The sequence below is a fragment of the Bacteroidia bacterium genome, from assembly GCA_040880525.1.
Taxonomy (GTDB): Bacteria; Bacteroidota; Bacteroidia; order CAILMK01; family JBBDIG01; genus JBBDIG01.
On sequence record JBBDIG010000044.1, the window covers coordinates 1 to 18292 of the forward strand.

17 protein-coding genes and 2 tRNA genes are annotated in these 18292 nt (G+C 44.0%); 11 read left to right on the forward strand and 8 right to left on the reverse strand.

The genetic code is table 11. The features are described from left to right. The 6 genes from WD077_12595 to WD077_12620 form a co-directional block, all read right to left on the reverse strand. The coding region (locus WD077_12595) for a hypothetical protein (GenBank protein MEX0968072.1) at window positions 1–876 on the reverse strand (876 nt) is incomplete at its 3' end. A gap of 303 nt (window positions 877–1179) precedes the next feature. After that, complete coding sequence (locus WD077_12600) at window positions 1180–2424, reverse strand: pitrilysin family protein (protein ID MEX0968073.1); 1245 nt, start codon at window positions 2422–2424, stop codon at window positions 1180–1182. Between the two features lie 49 nt (window positions 2425–2473). Then, a tRNA-Pro gene (locus WD077_12605) sits at window positions 2474–2547 on the reverse strand. Between the two features lie 81 nt (window positions 2548–2628). Next, window positions 2629–2715: transfer RNA gene (locus tag WD077_12610), tRNA-Ser, on the reverse strand. Between the two features lie 113 nt (window positions 2716–2828). Next, window positions 2829–3479, reverse strand: coding sequence for a phosphatidylserine decarboxylase family protein (locus WD077_12615; protein MEX0968074.1), 651 nt, complete (start codon window positions 3477–3479; stop codon window positions 2829–2831). Between the two features lie 61 nt (window positions 3480–3540). Next, window positions 3541–4815, reverse strand: a complete 1275-nt coding sequence (locus tag WD077_12620; protein MEX0968075.1) for a Glu/Leu/Phe/Val dehydrogenase — start codon at window positions 4813–4815, stop codon at window positions 3541–3543. Between the two features lie 287 nt (window positions 4816–5102). Between WD077_12620 and WD077_12625 the strand changes: the two genes are divergently transcribed. Then, window positions 5103–6863, forward strand: coding sequence for an ABC transporter substrate-binding protein (locus WD077_12625; protein MEX0968076.1), 1761 nt, complete (start codon window positions 5103–5105; stop codon window positions 6861–6863). Window positions 6864–6899: 36 nt separating this feature from the next. On the opposite strand, the gene WD077_12630 is transcribed toward WD077_12625, so the two are convergent. Together WD077_12630 and WD077_12635 are read right to left on the reverse strand one after the other, a co-directional pair. Next, window positions 6900–9797, reverse strand: coding sequence for a TonB-dependent receptor (locus WD077_12630; protein ID MEX0968077.1), 2898 nt, complete (start codon window positions 9795–9797; stop codon window positions 6900–6902). Window positions 9798–9896: 99 nt separating this feature from the next. After that, window positions 9897–11168 (reverse strand): hypothetical protein, encoded by a 1272-nt coding sequence (locus tag WD077_12635; protein MEX0968078.1) that lies wholly within the window; start codon window positions 11166–11168, stop codon window positions 9897–9899. A 417-nt stretch (window positions 11169–11585) separates the two neighbouring features. On the opposite strand from WD077_12635, the gene WD077_12640 reads away from it, so the two are divergent. The 10 genes from WD077_12640 (at window position 11586) to WD077_12685 (ending at window position 17947) form a co-directional block, all read left to right on the forward strand. After that, window positions 11586–12320 (forward strand): VIT1/CCC1 transporter family protein, encoded by a 735-nt coding sequence (locus WD077_12640; GenBank protein ID MEX0968079.1) that lies wholly within the window; start codon window positions 11586–11588, stop codon window positions 12318–12320. A 25-nt stretch (window positions 12321–12345) separates the two neighbouring features. After that, a complete protein-coding gene (locus tag WD077_12645) occupies window positions 12346–12717 on the forward strand; it encodes a group III truncated hemoglobin (protein MEX0968080.1) in 372 nt (123 codons plus the stop codon). Between the two features lie 153 nt (window positions 12718–12870). Continuing rightward, window positions 12871–13326, forward strand: a complete 456-nt coding sequence (locus WD077_12650) for a DUF1801 domain-containing protein (GenBank protein ID MEX0968081.1) — start codon at window positions 12871–12873, stop codon at window positions 13324–13326. Between the two features lie 210 nt (window positions 13327–13536). Next, complete coding sequence (plsY, locus tag WD077_12655; GenBank protein ID MEX0968082.1) at window positions 13537–14172, forward strand: glycerol-3-phosphate 1-O-acyltransferase PlsY; 636 nt, start codon at window positions 13537–13539, stop codon at window positions 14170–14172. A gap of 8 nt (window positions 14173–14180) precedes the next feature. Further along, window positions 14181–14471, forward strand: a complete 291-nt coding sequence (locus WD077_12660; GenBank protein MEX0968083.1) for an ATP-dependent Clp protease adaptor ClpS — start codon at window positions 14181–14183, stop codon at window positions 14469–14471. A 9-nt stretch (window positions 14472–14480) separates the two neighbouring features. Continuing rightward, complete coding sequence (locus tag WD077_12665; protein ID MEX0968084.1) at window positions 14481–15287, forward strand: M48 family metallopeptidase; 807 nt, start codon at window positions 14481–14483, stop codon at window positions 15285–15287. A gap of 122 nt (window positions 15288–15409) precedes the next feature. After that, window positions 15410–16363 (forward strand): GNAT family N-acetyltransferase, encoded by a 954-nt coding sequence (locus tag WD077_12670; protein MEX0968085.1) that lies wholly within the window; start codon window positions 15410–15412, stop codon window positions 16361–16363. Beyond that, on the forward strand, window positions 16338–16916 hold the full coding sequence (locus tag WD077_12675; GenBank protein ID MEX0968086.1) for an acyltransferase: 579 nt from the start codon (window positions 16338–16340) through the stop codon (window positions 16914–16916). The genes WD077_12670 and WD077_12675 overlap by 26 nt, the downstream gene beginning before the upstream one ends. 49 nt (window positions 16917–16965) lie before the next feature. Continuing rightward, window positions 16966–17253, forward strand: coding sequence for an acyl carrier protein (locus WD077_12680; protein MEX0968087.1), 288 nt, complete (start codon window positions 16966–16968; stop codon window positions 17251–17253). Further along, the gene (locus WD077_12685) at window positions 17231–17947 is read left to right on the forward strand and encodes an SDR family oxidoreductase (protein MEX0968088.1); all 717 of its coding nucleotides are present in this window, start codon (window positions 17231–17233) and stop codon (window positions 17945–17947) included. The genes WD077_12680 and WD077_12685 overlap by 23 nt, the downstream gene beginning before the upstream one ends. Window positions 17948–18292: the final 345 nt, after the last annotated feature.

Below are 18292 nucleotides of genomic sequence, written 5' to 3' on the forward strand. Positions count from 1 at the left end.
CTGCAAGTCCCTTCGAATCGTCCCGATCTTCTGTCCATTCCGATATTCATCTACCTTAATGGAAAGAACGGTAATTTGAGCCTGCATTGGCCGGAACATCAGGTCTCCATTGAAGCTATCCAAATGGAAGCCCCGGCAAAGTGGAGGGTTGAATGGAAGATTTTTATTGGGAAAACCATTAAAATATAATGGCTTATCATAGGTATATGGGGAAAGCCAGGTAGTTGGATTCCCGCTGCTTTGCAAAGGAGGAGTGAGAGAATATACGAGAGAATCTCCATCAACATCCGTAACTCCCTGATTATAAATGAAACATTGTCCTGCACAAAGTATCGCAATAGGTGGATTTGAAAACGTAGGAGAACTGTTGCATGGAGTATCGCATTTGTTCAGTTCCCCGTCTATATAAAAGTTCTGATTTGAGGCTCCTGTTCCAATATTGGAATTTCGGGCAGATACCAATATTGAAAGGGTGAAATCACAGCAGTTATCATTGCTTAAGTCCACAATTGTTGTAAGCACGAGCTTCTCAATACCATAAGGGAAAGAACATCCTCCGCTTTCGCATTTCGTACAACTGCTTTTACATACCGGAGTAATATCCTCTTGACTAGCCAGGGTCATGTTATAAGTCCGAGCGTTACCACAGGAGGGCTTAAGCGTTAAAGGCACAGTGGAACATGCCCCACCTGCTTCTGAAATAGTACATCCATTACAGTCCCTGTAAATTGTAATCGTTACCTGGAAACTATCCCCACCTATACATCGCCACGTCATGTCGGACCCCATCATGTGGGAGGCCTCGGAGGTGTTGGGGATTAAAAGAATTAAAAAGAAAAACGTGGCGGAAAGTAAAGTTTGTAGCAGTTTTTTCATATTTCTTTTTGTTTGGACAGTAACAATTCTCAAATATAGCGCTATTTCTAATATTAGAGGTAACACCATTTATGATTACTGGTTTCTGTTGATTATACTTGTTAACACATGCGGGTCTGATAATGATTCCATTGTTAAGAATTTTTTTTTACCAAAAACCAACTTTTGATGACGAAAGTGCATAAATACATCTGGCCATTCTACTGCATTAGGTGCAAGAATCCAACGATTGGTTGTCAATTGCCATAAATATTTTAAAAATAGCTGCAACAAAAGAGGGAGGGGTCAATAGTATTCTACAGTTCAAACCGTTTCATCATTTTTGTAAACCAGCATGCTCATCTTGTCTTCAGGGAGTGATTCATTGGCAACTCTTAAAACCTCTTCTGCGCTTATCGCATCAATTTTCCGGAAGAATTCGTCAAGTGTAAGTACTCTTCCATAGTCTAGTAAACTTTTGGCCTGAGATTGCATCATGATCGCATGATTTTCTTCCATCATGGCAACATGTCCTAAAAGTTGATTCTTTGCTTTTTGCAATTGTCGCGTACCGAGTTTTTCTTCCTGTAATCTTTTAAATTCTTTGAGTACCAGTTCCTGACAATGATTGAGGTATTTTTCATCCGTGCCAAACTGAACATGAAAAACCCCTATGTCCATGAAACCAGCATAGCCAGTACTGATATTATAGGTGTAGCCATATTTTTCTCTGATGGACATGTTCAGTCGTGAACTCATGCCCGCTCCACCCAAAACATTATTAATTAGTACCAGAGCATAGCGATCCGGGTCCATTTTTCCGATAACGGGTTTTCCTATAATGCAATGGGCCTGCGTAAATTCTTTATCAAGTTCCTTTCTGAATGGTGTAGTCGGTACGGCCTGCGTGCGTTCATTCCTTTGTTCTTTCTTAGGCAGATGCCCGAAGTATTTTGAAGCCATCGTTTCAATACGGCTGGCAGTAATGTTCCCCACCACCGAAATGAGGATTTCATTATTGTTATAGTACCGGTGCATGAATGAATGAATGTCGTCTCGGTTCAGATTACTGACAGTTTCTCTTGTCCCCAGGATGTTGTAACCCAGCGGTTGATCAGGAAACAGCATCTCGAAAAACTGATCATAGATGCTGTCCTCCGGAATATCTTCGTACATTTCTATTTCCTCCAATATTACATTTTTCTCCTTCTCAATATCTTTCTCAGAAAATATAGATTGAAAGATAATATCAAACAGAAGTTCAAATGTGCGACGGGTATAGCGCCTGAGACTGGAGGCATAGAAGCAAGTTTTTTCCCGCGTGGTATACGCATTCAATTCTCCACCTACTGATTCGAGGCGATTGAGAATATGATAAGCTTTTCGTTTTTCTGTCCCTTTGAAAACAGAGTGCTCAATGAAGTGGGCTATCCCGTTGTTTCTGGCATTCTCGTCTCTGGATCCTGCATTGATCATAAGGCCGGTATGGACGATGCGGGAATGCTTTATCTGCTTATGTACCACCCGGATTCCATTGTCCAGGACAAATATGGTGGGTTCTGCTGTCATAACTTTTAAAAGCAAGAAAGCCACCCAGGGTTTGAGTGGCTTTCTAAAGTCGGGGTGGCAGGATTCGAACCTGCGACCACCTGGTCCCAAACCAGGTACGCTACCGGACTGCGCTACACCCCGTTTTTTGTATTTACAGAATACCAAAGATCATGTTTTATCAAAGTGCCAATCTTAATATCTGTAAAGGAAATTAACTATTTGCGGTGAGGGCGGGATTCGAACCCGCGGTACCCTTACGAGTACGGCAGTTTAGCAAACTACTGGTTTAAGCCACTCACCCACCTCACCGGAGAGCGGGTGCAAAAGTACAAATTCATTGATATTCTCAAGGGCTTGGAATTATTATTATTGGCCGGATCAGGATTTTATAATTCAATCAATAAAACGGTATGTCCAATGTCCTAAATTTCAGCGAGAACGGTTTCACCACCGGTCACCTTTTCATTCAGCGCTACACGAACGTTCGCATCTAAAGGAAGAAAAATATCCACCCGTGATCCAAATTTGATGAAACCCATTTCCTGGCCTTGTTCTACATGCATTCCCTTTTTCAGATAAAGAACAATTCGCTTGGCCAGAGCACCGGCTATTTGACGAAGCAGAATTTGCTGGTTGTTTGAATTCTCAATAACCACTGTGGTGCGCTCATTCAGTTCTGAAGATTTCGGATGCCATGCTACAAGATATTTTCCTGCATCATAGCTGTCAAACACCACCTTTCCGCTTATCGGAACCCGGTTGATATGTACATTTAGAGGAGACATGAAAATCGAAACCTGAATTCTTTCTTCATTAAAATATTTCTTCTCATGAACTTTCTCAATCACCACAACTTTTCCATCGGCAGGGGCAATGACGTGATTCTCATTAAGGGGTACGGTTCGGGCAGGATCTCTGAAAAAGCTAAACAGAAACACCACCAGAATGACTGACAGAACCAGGCATAAGAGAAAGACCGTTTGAGGCAGGAACTGATAAACGACCAGATCAAGCACGATAAAAAAAAGGACAACAAAGAAGAGAAAGCGATGGCCTTCTTTATGGATTCTCATGAGTCAGGTATTCAGATCAAAGAGCAATAGCTTAAGGCAAATTATTTTTCCGGAAGCCAGGCTAAAAGACGCCCCTGTAGCTCATCGTTTGTGAAATTTTATTAATTCCAACAATATATGCTGCTATGCGCAGGCTCACGTCATATTTTACGGAGGTTTCATATACTACCTCAAAAGCTTGCTTCATCACACGGTCTGCCCTGCGGTTTACACGTTCGGCAGTCCAGAAGTAACCGAGGCGATTTTGTACCCATTCAAAATACGAGACCGTAACTCCTCCGGCATTTGCCAAAATATCGGGAACCACCCAAATACCTTTTTCATTCAGAATTTTATCCGCATTTGCTGATGTAGGGCCATTAGCGCCTTCTACGATAAGTTTCGCTTTTATATTATTTGCATTATGCCGGGTAATCTGATCTTCCAGGGCCGCTGGTACCAATACATCCACTTCCAGCAGGAGCAGTTCCTCGTTGCTCAATGGCTCAGCTCCTTCGAGACCCTGAAGAGAATTACTGTTATTGCGTGAATATTCTATGGCCTTCTCAATGTCAATACCAGCAGCGTTATAATATCCGCCACTCAAATCGCTGATGGCCAATATTTTTACGCCTAGCTGCGACAACAGCCGCGCTGAAATAGAACCTACATTGCCAAAGCCCTGAACAGCAGCGGTTGCCTCATTGGCCCGGATACCGAGCTTCGCCATTGCCGACCGTGCCGTCACCATGACTCCCCGTCCGGTGGCTTCCACACGGCCTAAAGAACCACCAAGAACCTGCGGTTTTCCTGTAACAATTGCCGGAACTGAATAACCCACACGCCTCGAATAGGAATCCATCAACCAAGCCATTACCTGCGGATCTGTACCCATATCAGGGGCTGGAATATCTTTTTCCGGTCCGATAATATCTCCGAGTGCTATGGTGTAAGCACGGGTCATTCGCTCCAACTCACCTTTTGACATTTTACGTGGATCACAGTTTATTCCTCCCTTTGCTCCTCCAAACGGAATTCCCACCACGGCACATTTAAGGCTCATCCAGGCAGCAAGGGCTTTCACCTCTTCAAGAGTTACCGTGGGAGCGTACCGGATACCGCCTTTGCTGGGACCTAGATATACAGAATGGATTACCCGATAACCCTCAAAAATGCGGATGCGGCCGTCATCCATCGTAACAGCAAGATTCACTTTCAACTCCTTGGCAGGAGATTTCAACAAATTGTAAGTGGCCTCATCCAATCCAAGAATTTTTGCCGCTTCGTCAAAACGGTGCATCATGGATTCAAACGGATCGTGTTGATCTCTAATAGGTGCAGGCTCCAGGTATCCCATAAATCGGCTTTTATTATTAATATAAAGCGGCAAAGGTATAAAGTTCGATGGATAGAAATCCTTAGAATAACAGCCGTTATACACTTTCTTTTTATAAAATGCATGTGTTTGTAAATGAAGTTTTTGTGAAAATTATTTTTTTTGTTTTTATCTGCGCATCCTCTTTATCATTCTTTTCGTCTTTTTAGGACAGCAACCCTTGAAATTAAGATCTCCTTTATAGGTTTGCCTTTACTTTTGGCGATTCAAATTCCTGGACAGACATGACGGTTCCTTATTTACATTTAATGACATTTTCCCCGTTTCTTCTTATTATATCGTTCATTATTAGCGGGTGCAGCGAAAACACTAGTGATCAGAATGTAGTGGTGGCCCATCTGCTTTCTGAACCGGACAACCTTCATCCAACCAACGGAGTGAGCGAGCAGCGTAGTTTTATATTCAGATATTCGCAGGCTACATTGCTTGACCTGGACATAGCCACTGAGCAAATGGTCCCCATGCTCACTTCATCTCTTCCACATGTCTCTCCTGACGGCCTGACCTATACTTTTACTTTGCGCGAGGATGTGCAATGGGATGATGGTGAAACTCTGACACCCGATGATGTTCTATTCACACTGAAAGTAGTTTTGTGTCCGCTCACAGAAAACGCCACTACAAAATCGCTCTTTGAGAATATTGAGGATTTTGAGCAGACAAGTGCTTATTCGTTCAAATTAAAAATGCGCGAGAAGTACGTAGGAAATCTCGCCAGCCTTACTACGCTTTTTCTCTTGCATAAGCGCCACTATGATCCTGAGGATGTGCTGAGTGCCTTTTCGCTGCACGAGATTAGCCGAATGGATCCTGACAGCGCTGTGAATGAAAAGGCTGAAAGGCTGAAGAAATGGATGGAAAGCTTCAACAGTGGTACGATGGGACATGAACCTGCCAAGCTCTATGGGCTTGGGCCTTACCAGGTTACCGAATGGAACACTGGCAATTCCGTTACGCTGGAAAAGAAAAATGACTGGTGGGGAGAGGATGATACGCTGAGTTCATTGCAGGCCATACCCGAAAAAATTATTTTCAGGATCATCAGGGATGAAGCAGCCGTTTCGCTGGCCCTGCAGAAGGAGGAGCTGGACGTGAGCACATATCTTCATACTTCCACTTTGATGGAGCTGCAGGAAAAGGAACAGTTCAACGAGACATACTATTCCGGATATGTTGATCAATATTCTTATACATATATAGCACTGAACATGCGGCCTGACGGAACATCGCAAAAACCATTTTTCTCAGATAAAAGAGTGCGCAGGGCAATGGCGCTCCTGGTTCCGTATGATGAACTGATTGAAACGATATTGCACGGAAAAGGTGGCCGCCAGGTGAGCTTTGAATCGCCTTTAAACAAGATGGATTACAATGATACCCTGGCGTTGCTGAATCCGGATATTGAAAAAGCCAGAAGATTGCTGGAAGCTGCCGGCTGGAAGGATACGGATGGCGATAACATCAGGGATAAAACCATTAATGGTGAAAAAATAAGCTTCGTGTTTAAGCTAAACTACAGCAACTTACCGGCAACGCGCAATGCCATCCTTATATTAAAGGATATAATGTACCAGGCAGGAATTGTGGTGGAACCCAACCCGATGGACTTTAACCTGCTTTATGAAAAAGTGATGTCTCACCAGTTCGATGCACATTATGGAGCATGGAATACCAGCGCTGGCCCCACAGATCCCGGCCAGGTATGGAGCACGGAAGCATGGCGAAATAACGGACTAAATTTCAGCGGATTCGGAAATTCCACAACCGATTCGCTGATAGCGCTGAGCAACCGAACGCTGGACCCGGAGAAGCGTGCGAAGTATATTAAGCAGCTTCAGGCGATTGTATATCAGGAGCAGCCTTACATATTTCTCTACACCTGGCCACGGAAAATTGCCATTCATAAGCGCTTTGATAATCCCGGTATGTATCCTGAACGGCCATCTGTAATGCTCAACACTTTCAGGCTGATTCCGGGCGGGGCGGTGAAAAGGCCGCTCCCCGAATGACCACATTCAGTTCTTTGAAGGGAAATATCGAAAATCTTAAAACTTATGGCTGATGCCAATGCTGAATGTTCTGCCGGGATTCAAACTGCTGAAGATCTGGTCTGATGCTTCGAAGGAGCGATATACGGTTTCTCTTCTGTCATTCAATATATTGGAAACTTTAAAATCAACCACGGTATTTTTCTCTTCGCCTAATTTCTTATTAATGCTGAAGTCCAGGCCGTGGAATGGTTCCAGGTAAATATCAGGGAAAAGGCCGGCTCCTACTATATATAATGTAGAGCCTTTTGCATTGTAGAAAAGTCCGGCATCCAATCCCAGTTCGGAGTGGCTGTAGCCGAAACCGGCATTTACCACATACGGAGACTGACCTGCCATCTGACGGGTTTCCTCAATCTCTTCTCCTGTCTTCAGATAGGTTTTACGTGAGTTAAATTCAGTAGCTGACATCTCGATTTGAGACTTCACAAAAGTTACATTTCCGTCAATTCTGAAATTGCTCAGGGATTGTGCAATGAAGTCGAGCTTTTTTCTGATTTCGAGCTCTATGCCATACAGGAGGCCATCTCCCACATTTCTTGGCTGATATTCGGTGCTGGTTTGTTGCTCCGGAATTCTGACCAATTCTATAGGATTATCAAATTGTTTGGCAAATGCGCTGATTGAAAATATTTGTCCGCCCTTTAAGAATAATTCCCAGCGTAAATCCAGGTTCTCAATATGGGTTTCCACCAAGTTCCCGTCCCAATCGCCATAGGTAAATAAGCTGCCATTGAATATCCGGTTTGTGATGGGATCCAGAATTTGTGCGAAAGACAATTCTTTAAAGGATGGCCTTGCAATAGTCCGTGAATAAGTTGCCCGCAGATTTTGATTTTCGGTGAGGGAATAAATAAAGTTGGCAGAGGGAAACAGATCCATTGATTCCAGCACTTTGTCATTATTCAGATTACGCCCGTTTTGCATGTCTCCGCTTGCAAAAGCCTGATCTCTGCCGGTATGGCGCTGCACAAAGTTTTCGGCCCTCAGGCCTAATATCGACTTAAATTTTGGATGCAGGTTAAATTCATTAGAAATATACAATCCTGAATTCTGCACATTGGATTCGTACGCATTCGGATTAGGGCTGTTATTTCCTGACTGATAATAAATGCTGTTAGGCTGGTTTGGATAAAGATTATCCGGGTTCAAAACGATGGAAGGGTTGGGGTTGGACCAGGACTGGCTCCCAAAGAATTGAATGTCAAAAAAGAGAATTTCATAATCTCTTTGCTTATAGGTATGGCTTGCACCAAATTTAAGCTTAGCATCATTTCCCGTAAACTTATAGGTTTTAATAACATCAACCTTTGCGGTTGCATTTACTTCGTTTAATGAACGCCAGATCCTGGCAGGATTTCCTCCGGCACCGGCATTAAAGGAAGTGTCATTGGGAGAAAAGGTGAAGGCAGTTTTGCGAATATCCGGATCATCAGAGGTAGAATAGGTGGGAGACAGCCGCCAGTCTATTTCCCAGCCGGATTTTTTCAGCACATGGGTTCCGTTCAGCAAAAGGTTGGTCAAGGAGCGTTCATTATACTCAAGGTTATCCGATTCTGCAAAATATCCTGACTGACCTACAGCCTCACCATTATTATCTATTCTGAATTTACCGGCTGTCTTTTGTCCGTTTTGCAGCCGCATCGCGGTGAGCCTGAATTTTGAATATTGCGTTTTATAGGCCAGTCCGCCTAAAGCTCCAGCTAAGATGTTGCGCTCGCTAAGCGTTCCATTTTGTAAGGTTGCATATCTCAGTTCTGTTTGGTTGATATCAATATTGCGTTGGTATTCGCCATACGTTACATCATCATAGTACTGGTAACCGGAGTTATAGGATAATGAAAAAATATAACCCAGTTTTGAATCCCTTTTCCGGTTTTCTTTATCCTTCCCTAAACTGATTTGATTTCCAAATGAAATGCTTGCACTAATGTCCATTAAGCTGGTTTGGGGCGTAGCAGATAATTCGGGATTAAAGCTTTTGACGAAATTATTTACTTCATCTTTCGAATGGCCACTGATGGGGGTGGGAATATTTTTTTGATCAGCAATTTCAGGCAATGCACGGGTTCCGTCATCAAAACCCAGGAAATCAGTGCTTCCACCTTTATAGCCAAGATAATCAGAGTTTAAATGCATATCCGGATTATATGCTGTACCTAATGAAATGGTGAAAAATTTTTCTTCCGGAAATGCTTTTGTTTCAATATTCATCATGCCCCCCGTAAAATCCGCAGGCATATCGGCAGTAAAATTTTTACTTACCATCATATTATCAATAAGATTGGTCGGAAAAATATCCATCTGAATGGTATTCATGTCCGGATCCAACCCCGGAATGTCAACATGATTCAATGTTGTTTTAGAATAGCGATCTCCCAGACCTCTGACGTAAACGTATTTGCCATCTTCAATAGAAACTCCCGTCACGCGCTTGGCTGCTTCCACTGCCGTGGCATCCCCGGTCAGTTGCATTTTTGCCGATGATATTCCATCAAGGATCACGGGTGACTGCTTTTTTACCGTCATCAAAGCCGCCTCGCTGGTTCTCACAACTCTTGCCGTTACAACGGCTTCTTTCAACTGGTAAGAGCTGGACTTCAGGCTGATATTATCCAAAACGATAACTTCATTATCCTTCACTTCCACACCCTCAATTGTTAATGTCTGGAAAGAAATATAGGAAATCTGCAGATCTTTTAAACCGGCACTGGTTTCAATTGAAAATTTACCTTCAAGATCGGTAATAGTGCCCGATGTTGTGCCTTTAATTGCGATAGTGGCACCAATAAGAGGCTCGCCCGTACCCTCTTCATGTACGGTTCCTCTGATGATGCCCTCGGCATAAATTAAGGTTGTGGAAAATGTAAAAAGAACAATCAGTAAAAGTTTCATGGTCATTTAAGTTGAAAGCTTTAACAGAAAGAACAGACTTACCATGATCAAATCATTGCTGGTAAGCCTGTTCCTGATAATGAACAAGTTGAAATTGAATTATAAAGCTCCTGCCTGGGCCGCCCAGGTCCAGCCTAATGCGCTATTATCAGCACCTGTGGTAGGCGAAGCTGCTGAGGTGATTCCGGCAGGGGCAGTTGCACCATCCAGAATATCTTCGAGTGTGCTGCCTGATGGGACCTGCACCTGAACATTGGTGAAAGGACATCCTCCTGGAATTCCATCACATTCCACTCGGTTTATGATCTGGCCCGGTACTACATTCAAAATCGCAATGTTGGTGAGGTTTACGCCAGTATTGGCATCCATGTTAATGAGCGTATTTGATTCCGCGCTGCCACTGGAAGCGATGATGGTTCCGTTCTGCATCGTGTGAGAAGCTTCGTATGTGCCTTCCGGTCCGTCCAGTTCCATACAATGATCGCCCGCTGTGATCACGAACCAATTATCTACGGTTCCGCTCCAGGATTGATCCGTGTCCAGGCCATCATCACCGGCATTCCATGTTACTATGTTGGAAACGTCTACTGATCCGCCAAACCATTCAAAACCATCGTCCTGGTTTGCAACTACTTCAATATGCTCTATTACGGTTCCAGTGCCCACACCCCCCATCGTCAGGCCGTTGATTTCGTTTCCGGCACCGATGTTAGCGCCTCCGTGGCGAATAGAAATGTATTTGATCACGCCAGAGTTATCAGCATCATCAGCGCCACCATATAATCCATTAGGATCAGAAGTGGGAATTCCTTCTATCTGCACCTCACTCACATCGCCACTGGAATTTGATGCTGAGATCCGGGCGTTACCCAAAATGATCACGCCACCCCATAAGCCGTTAATGTCCGGGTCCAGGTTCGGGCTGCGGAAGTCGCCTGAAGCAATGTCCGAGGGCATAATTTCATCTGCCACTGAGGTGAAGATAATCGGAGCATCAGCCCTTCCTTCGGCCATAAGTGTAGCGCCCCTGGCAACAAGCAGAGCGGTGGCATTGGAACCCGTTCCGGCCTCGCCTTTTATAATAGTACCTGCTTCTATCGTCAGCGTAGCGCCACTTTCCACCGTGATACGGCCACCTAACTGGTAAACATTGTCGCTCGTCCAGGTTTCTTCTCCGGTTATGTTTTGGGTTACCATCACATTGTCGGAACCGGAATCATAAATGCAGGAGCCATCGTCATCTTCAGCTTCTTCATTATAGTTCACGGCACTTTGGTCTGTACATCCTTCTTCTTTCTTACATGAAGTAGTGTAAACAGCAACGGCTGTGAGGACTACAAGAAATGTTAAAAGCTTTTTCGTTAGTTTCATCGTCATTTTTTTTGAAGTGTAAAATTTTTTTGTTTTTATTTACAGTGCAAAGGAATGCACAGTGCATTAGGCTAACATTAGCCCGATGTTATGAAATAGTTAAGTGATATTTCAGGGATGGAGAAAATCGTCCGAAATAAGGGAGCGCCAGTTTCAGAAGGCTGATATATCATCTGGACGGAACACGGATCATCGAATTTCCAGATGGAGAGACAAGGGTTATTTATTTAAAAATTTAATATTAAAATAACGGAAGTATTAATGAATAATTCAAATAAAACACTATGAAACTTTCTTTGAAACCTCCATCATCAGAATACAATCGAATATTTATGAATAATTTTGACAGCAATATGCGTTTTAAAGTTTTGCAATTAAATGCTTTGAACAAGATCCCAGAATCCAAATACAACAACTTTGAATAATTTGCCTCATTTTAAAAGTACTGGCAATCCTGGCCGTTATACGCCCCATAAATATCAGTTGTACATAGGCGAATTTGTGTATGGAGGAATTGATGGCAGTATTACCACCTTTGCAGTTGTTGCAGGTGCAGCCGGTGCCGGTTTGCATTCCAGCGTAGTCATTATTCTCGGTCTTGCAAATCTTATTGCTGACGGCTTTTCCATGTCCGTAGGCAGCTATTTATCCGGAAAATCTAAACTGCAGAACTACCAGCGGCACAAGGAGTCAGAATATTGGGAAGTGGAGAATATCCCGCAGGAAGGAGAGGAGGAAGTAAGGAAAATATTCCGCGACAAAGGATTCAGTGGTGATTTGCTGGAAAAAGCCGTGGCCAAAGTAATTTCAGACAAAGATGTATGGGTAAATATGATGATGAAGGAAGAACTGGAAATGATCCCGGATCCTCTGTCACCGCTGAGAAAAGGCCTCACTACGTTCTTTTCATTTATGGCAATTGGGGCCATTCCGCTGCTCATTTACCTGTTGGATTATATCAGGCCGGTAAATTCCGATCTTTTCATTATTTCGGCTGTGCTTACGGGATTCACTTTTTTGCTCATCGGCTGGTTGAAAACATACGTTACGCAAACCAGCGCTATCAGGGGTATGGCGGAAACCTTCTTCCTGGGTTTTTCTGCTGCAGCTTTGGCTTATTGGGTGGGAGATCTCCTCGAAAGCATTATTTAATATTTTGTACTTAATTAAAAAAATAATGAAAAAGAATATTGAGACCCGGGAAGACATTGAGCTGTTGATCAACAGTTTCTATAAAAAAGTGCGACAAGATGAATGTATTGGGTTTATTTTTAATGACATTGCCAAAGTTGACTGGGACCATCATCTTCCCATAATGTACAGCTTCTGGGAAAGCGTGTTGCTGGATAAATATACCTACAAGGGCAACGCAATGGAGCCGCATATCAGGCTCTCTAAAAAAGTAAAGTTGCTTCCTGAACATTTTTCCAGGTGGCTAAAATTGTTTTATACCTCGGTGGATGAGCACTTTACCGGACCCGGGGCTGACGCTGCAAAGGAAAGGGCGGCAAATATTGCATCGCTGATGCAGTTGAAGGTGCAGCAATAAGATTGAGTTTCTGCATATCAGCTTGATGTGGCTGTTACTGGAGCGGCTTCTTCCTCAGACCGCTGATGTCAGGCACGTGATTATCTCATGCTGCGGTTTTTCCGGTTCAAATAAAATTTTGAAGCTTTGTGTTCAAATTAGAAATTCCTGAAAATGCAGTCCAAAGCGATTTCACCAAAACAATATATTGAAGAATTGCCTGATGACCGGAAAGGACCGATAATGAGGCTCCGGAATGCGATCCTGGAAAACTTGCCGGAAGGATTTACAGAGGAAATGAGCTACGGAATGTTAGGATATGTAGTGCCACATTCGATGTACCGGGCAGGCTATCATTGTGATCCCAGCCTTCCGCTGCCTTTTATGAGCATTGCTTCTCAGAAAAACTTTGTGGCACTTTATCACATGGGAATATACGCTCAACCTGCGCTGCTCCAGTGGTTTCAGCAGGAATATCCAAAGCATTCCAAGACTAGGCTGGACATGGGAAAAAGCTGCATTCGCTTCAAGCAGCCGGACCAGATACCCTTCAGTTTGGTGGCGGAACTTGCCGGAAAAATGAGCGCTGAAGAATGGATCGCCCTCTATGAAAGAAATGTGAAGCGATAAACCCTTTCCCAGCCCTGAGCTCAGCGTCCGGCTGTACAAAGTTTTGATTCCAGGCAAACATTCCTCTTTCGGATTAATTAAAATAATAATCACCTTTCTGGAAAAAAATAGAAATGGCGGAGGTTTCGGGATTGAAAGCCGGTTGCACTTGCATCCTTGCTGTCCTTAACATTTTTACCTTCGCAAACATTTATAATAGAAAGTATCTGAATGCATCTTATCCTTCAACTGATTCTCATGGGCATAATCGCCTATTTGTTGGGATCCCTTCCCACGGCTGTTATCGTGAGCCGCTATTTCTACAAAAGGGATGTGCGGGATTATGGAAGCGGTAACGCAGGTGCTACCAATACTTTGCGGGTTCTTGGTCCTAAAGCCGCACTTCCGGTACTCTTCTTCGATATTCTCAAAGGATTTGCTGCCGTAAAGCTTCATCTTTTTCTGAACTCATCCGTCCTGGAGCCGGAGGCATTTATGATCCTGAAACTGGCTTTAGGATATATGGCCATCATTGGTCATTTGTTTCCTGTATTTGCCGGTTTTCGCGGGGGCAAGGGTGTCGCGACTTTGATGGGAGTGATCATCGCCATTCATATTCCTGCGGCCTTGCTGGTGCTTGGTGTATTTGTTATTACGCTGGTTCTTACGCGGCTGGTTTCAGTCTCGTCTATGGTGGCAGCCATGTCATTCCCGGTTTTTATGGCTTTTATATATGTCCGGGGAGAAATTCCTGCAATTCTTATAGCAGTTTTGTTTCCGCTGACCTTAATTTATACCCATCGCAGCAACATCAGAAAATTGTTTGAAGGAACTGAAGACAGGCTAAGTTTCGGTAAAAAAGACTGACGAGAAATATGTCGTTCCATATTTATAATTCCGATACAGAAACATTAACGGAGAAAAAGGTTGATACCGGCACTACTGATGGAATGAAGCTGGTGGTATATAATGACGATTTCCACACTTTTGATTTCGTAATAGAAAGCCTGGTACAAGTATGTGCTCACCCGCCCGAACAGGCCGAACAATTGACCCTGCAAATCCATTTTAAAGGGCGGGCAATTGTTAAAACGGGGGATGAAGAAATGCTTTCACCCATGCATCGTGCGCTCTGCGAACGACAACTGACAGCCGAAATCCAATAATTTACAGATATGAAAATCAAACTGATCGCTTATGCTGCGCTGTTCATAATGGTGGCAGGATGCTCCAGTGTACCCATTACCAATCGCAAGCAGATGAATCTTCTTCCTGAAAGCGAGGTAAGAAGCATGGCTGTGAGTGAATATCGCTCATTCCTGTCGCAGAGCAAAGTAGTGAACAACACCGAAAATTCGCGGGAACTGAAGTCAGTGGGAGAGAAGATCAGCCGTGGAGCAGAAAAATATCTTTCAGAGAATAAAATGGGCGACCGCGTAAAAAATTATAGCTGGGAATTTAATCTGATTGATGATCCCACTGTAAACGCTTGGGCCATGCCTGGAGGTAAGGTTGTTTTTTACGCAGGCATTCTGCCGGTATGCCAGGACGAGAACGGAATAGCCGTGGTGATGGGACATGAAATAGCACATGCCGTAGCGCGCCACGGTAATGAGCGGATGAGCCAGGCACTTGCTGCGCAGTTGGGTGGTATGGCCCTGGATGTTGCACTGAGTGACAAACCTGAACAAACCCGACAGTTATTTTTGTCGGCCTACGGGGTAGGTGCCAATGTAGCTGTGCTGTTGCCTTATTCCCGGTTGCACGAATCTGAGGCCGATAAATTAGGTCTTGTTTTCATGGCCGTAGCGGGATATGATCCTCGGGAGGCACCGGCATTCTGGAAGCGGATGCAGGCGCAATCAGGAGGCGGTTCTCCACCTGAGTTTCTCAGCACGCATCCTGGCGATGAAAGACGAATCAAGGATCTTAATGACTATATGCCTAAAGCTCTGAAACATTATGCACCCGCACAGCAATGAAACTCCGGGCATGAAATAACTTCGAGTCGCTGCGTAAATTTTTATTTCCTGGTCAATACTATTTTTCAGGGATTAAAGAATTTCCCGTTTTTTTACAGCATTCATCTGAGCAATTATTAAAGTTGAAGATTCACACCCGTCCGGCTTCTATTGATGAATGGCAGGATGTTGCTTTCCGTTGTGCCTGGGCCACCTGGTTTCATACTCCTGAGTGGTATCGCTTGTGGAATGAATATTCAGGTTCCCCCTTTGCCGCAGATGCTTTTGAACTACCCGATGGTAGAAAGGCAATTTTCCCTTATCATTTTAGTAATCAGCTTCGCGGGTTAACAAAATTTCGGTTTACACCGGCAGGTACTTATGGAGGGCTTATTTCAGCCGATGAATTTTCTGAAGCTGAGATAACAGCGCTCAGGCAGGCTTATGAGCGGAAATACGATCACCTGCGAATTCGTGAATTTCCGCTCAGCCCATTTGCCCGGAACCGCACCGATATTAAAACCGAACTCACCTATCTAATTCCGATACACGAACCTGTAGAAAATATTATAAAAGGCTGGAGAAGAAACCATCAGCGGAATTTACGCCAGGTGCAGCGCCTCAATCCTGTCCTGCATGAAGCCCGGACGGAGGAAGAATGGAAACTTTATTTTCAGGCATACCAGGAAACGTTTGTTCACTGGACATTGCCGGAAAGTGAATATGACTGGCGTTTTTTCGAATTGCTTCATAAGCAAGATTCGCCAAATATTAAACTGTGGCTCTTGAAAGCTGACCACGGGATTCTGACCGGTTGCATTTGCTTTTATCATAATAATACTTTGGAAGCCTGGCACCAGGCCACTTTCGATAAATTCCGCGATCTCCGGCCGAATGCCTGTTTGTATGCTGCCATCATTCACAAATCCAGGGAGTCAGGTTACTGCTGGTTTGACCTTGGCCCTTCAGGTTTTAAGGAAAATGTGGCCCATTTTAAACGGGGGTTTTCTCCCCGGATTTTACCATCCAACCTCTATATTCGCACGCCTAAATGGCTTGAGACCTACCAACATGTCAGAAAATCATTGGATCTATAAAACAATTCAGTCGGCTCTGAAGCGGATACGGCCGGCAAGCGGTGATGGGACAATTCACGAGGATTTGAAGCGGCAATATGAGGCGCTGTCCATAGAGCCGGGCGTGATCATCAAATCCAGGGAACGCCTGAGGCTGGGCCGGCACAATCTCATCCAGCGCGGAACGGTCTTGCATTGTGGAGGGATGGAATGGTGCAACTATAAAGGACACATTCATCTTGGCGATTTTGTAGAGATAAGCCCCTATTGTATATTTTATGGTTCAGGTGGCATTGAGGCTGATGATTATTGCCGTTTTGGTCCGGGCGTCAAACTCATGTCGCAGGCCGAGGTACTTTCTCAGGATCCTGAAACGCCCACGCCTGAATTCCAGCTTGAGTTGATAAAGCTGGGAAAAGCTTGCCTGGTAGGTGCAGGCGCAGTAATTCTGGGCGGCACCACCCTGGGCGATTATTGTGTTGTGGGCCCCAATGCAGTGGTGAAAGGCCACTATAGCGAGAGATGCACATTGATCGGTAATCCCGCTCGCGCAGTACCCCGGCAGGCATTTTAGAATATTTTCTAAAAATTATCGGGCTGGTCATTTTTATTAATTATTTAACATGAAAGAAAAGATCAAACAATTTATAATTGAATATTTACGGCAGTTAAAAGGTGAATTAAATCTACAGGAAGAATTAGCCCTGTATGGCAGGGAAGGTGGAATCAATTCCTTTGAACTGGTTTCGCTCATTGTTGAACTCGAGGAATTTATTTTGAATGAGAACGGAGCCAATATTACAATTGCCGATGACCGCGCATTCAGCATGAACCGTTCACCCTTTCGTACCGTTGCCACCCTTACTGACTACACGATTGCACTAATGAATGAAAACCCGGACTCGCATTAAAACCATCCTCATTACCGGCACCAGCAAAGGCATTGGCCATAAACTGGCGGAATATTATCTGGCGCGGGGCCAGCGTGTCATTGGTTGCAGCCGCAGCGAAACTATTTTGGAACATCCTGAATATTCGCATTTTCAGGCTGATGTATCGCAGGAGAAAGACGTAAAAGATATTTTCGCCAGCTTAAAGCGCGAAGGCACCCGATTGGATGTGCTCATTAATAATGCAGGCATTGCTTCTATGAACCATATTGCGACCACGCCCGTGGAGACATTTCGCAAAATCATAGAAACCAATCTTACCGGCACCTTTCTATTTTCGCGCGAAGCGGCAAGAATGATGATGAAAAACAAGAACGGCCGCATCATTAATTTTACTTCCGTTGCAAGTCCGCTGTACCTTCCCGGTGAAGCGGCCTATGCAGCCAGCAAAGCCGCAATTGAAAATTTTACCGTGGTTTCAGCCAAAGAATTTGCTCCGTTCGGGATCACCGTAAATGCAGTAGGTTTCACGCCATTCAAAACCGATCTCATCAAATCAGTACCGGAAGAAAAAATGAACGACCTGCTGGAGCAGCAAGCCATAAAGCGCTACGCCCGGATTGAGGATATTACCAACATCACAGATTTCTTTATTTCTGAAAACAGTGATTTTATAACCGCACAAGTGCTTTTTCTTGGTGGAATTGTTAAATGATTTTATTCCGTAAATTCAGGAATTTATTTAAAGATTTAAAATATTATTTGTTATAAAATTAAATTTTACAATTAGAAATGACTGCACATTGACATTCAAGATCAATGGAATGCATCACAGCTTCATTCAGGCTTTTAATTTTAGTAGCAGCATAATACCCGTAAAGGTACGAGTTACGCTAATCGCTAATCTCGCACCAGCGGGGTCATTAAACACGCCACATTCGGTCTTGTCGGTAATAATCCAACCTTTCACAGTAGCGGCTGTCCATGCCTCATCCAGCATGGATACCTGTCTTGTCCTGAAATAGGTTTACACTAAACGTAAACCCAAACATGGAAAGAT

Excerpts from the sequence above, each read along its gene's own strand:
- WD077_12600 (MEX0968073.1), bottom strand. The coding sequence starts at position 2,424 with ATGACAGCAGAACCCACCATATTTGTCCTGGACAATGGAATCCGGGTG.
- WD077_12615 (MEX0968074.1), bottom strand. The coding sequence starts at position 3,479 with ATGAGAATCCATAAAGAAGGCCATCGCTTTCTCTTCTTTGTTGTCCTT.
- WD077_12620 (MEX0968075.1), bottom strand. The coding sequence starts at position 4,815 with ATGGGATACCTGGAGCCTGCACCTATTAGAGATCAACACGATCCGTTT.
- WD077_12625 (MEX0968076.1), top strand. The coding sequence starts at position 5,103 with ATGACATTTTCCCCGTTTCTTCTTATTATATCGTTCATTATTAGCGGG.
- WD077_12630 (MEX0968077.1), bottom strand. The coding sequence starts at position 9,797 with ATGAAACTTTTACTGATTGTTCTTTTTACATTTTCCACAACCTTAATT.
- WD077_12635 (MEX0968078.1), bottom strand. The coding sequence starts at position 11,168 with ATGAAACTAACGAAAAAGCTTTTAACATTTCTTGTAGTCCTCACAGCC.
- WD077_12645 (MEX0968080.1), top strand. The coding sequence starts at position 12,346 with ATGAAAAAGAATATTGAGACCCGGGAAGACATTGAGCTGTTGATCAAC.
- WD077_12650 (MEX0968081.1), top strand. The coding sequence starts at position 12,871 with ATGCAGTCCAAAGCGATTTCACCAAAACAATATATTGAAGAATTGCCT.
- plsY (MEX0968082.1), top strand. The coding sequence starts at position 13,537 with ATGCATCTTATCCTTCAACTGATTCTCATGGGCATAATCGCCTATTTG.
- WD077_12660 (MEX0968083.1), top strand. The coding sequence starts at position 14,181 with ATGTCGTTCCATATTTATAATTCCGATACAGAAACATTAACGGAGAAA.
- WD077_12665 (MEX0968084.1), top strand. The coding sequence starts at position 14,481 with ATGAAAATCAAACTGATCGCTTATGCTGCGCTGTTCATAATGGTGGCA.
- WD077_12675 (MEX0968086.1), top strand. The coding sequence starts at position 16,338 with ATGTCAGAAAATCATTGGATCTATAAAACAATTCAGTCGGCTCTGAAG.
- WD077_12680 (MEX0968087.1), top strand. The coding sequence starts at position 16,966 with ATGAAAGAAAAGATCAAACAATTTATAATTGAATATTTACGGCAGTTA.
- WD077_12685 (MEX0968088.1), top strand. The coding sequence starts at position 17,231 with ATGAAAACCCGGACTCGCATTAAAACCATCCTCATTACCGGCACCAGC.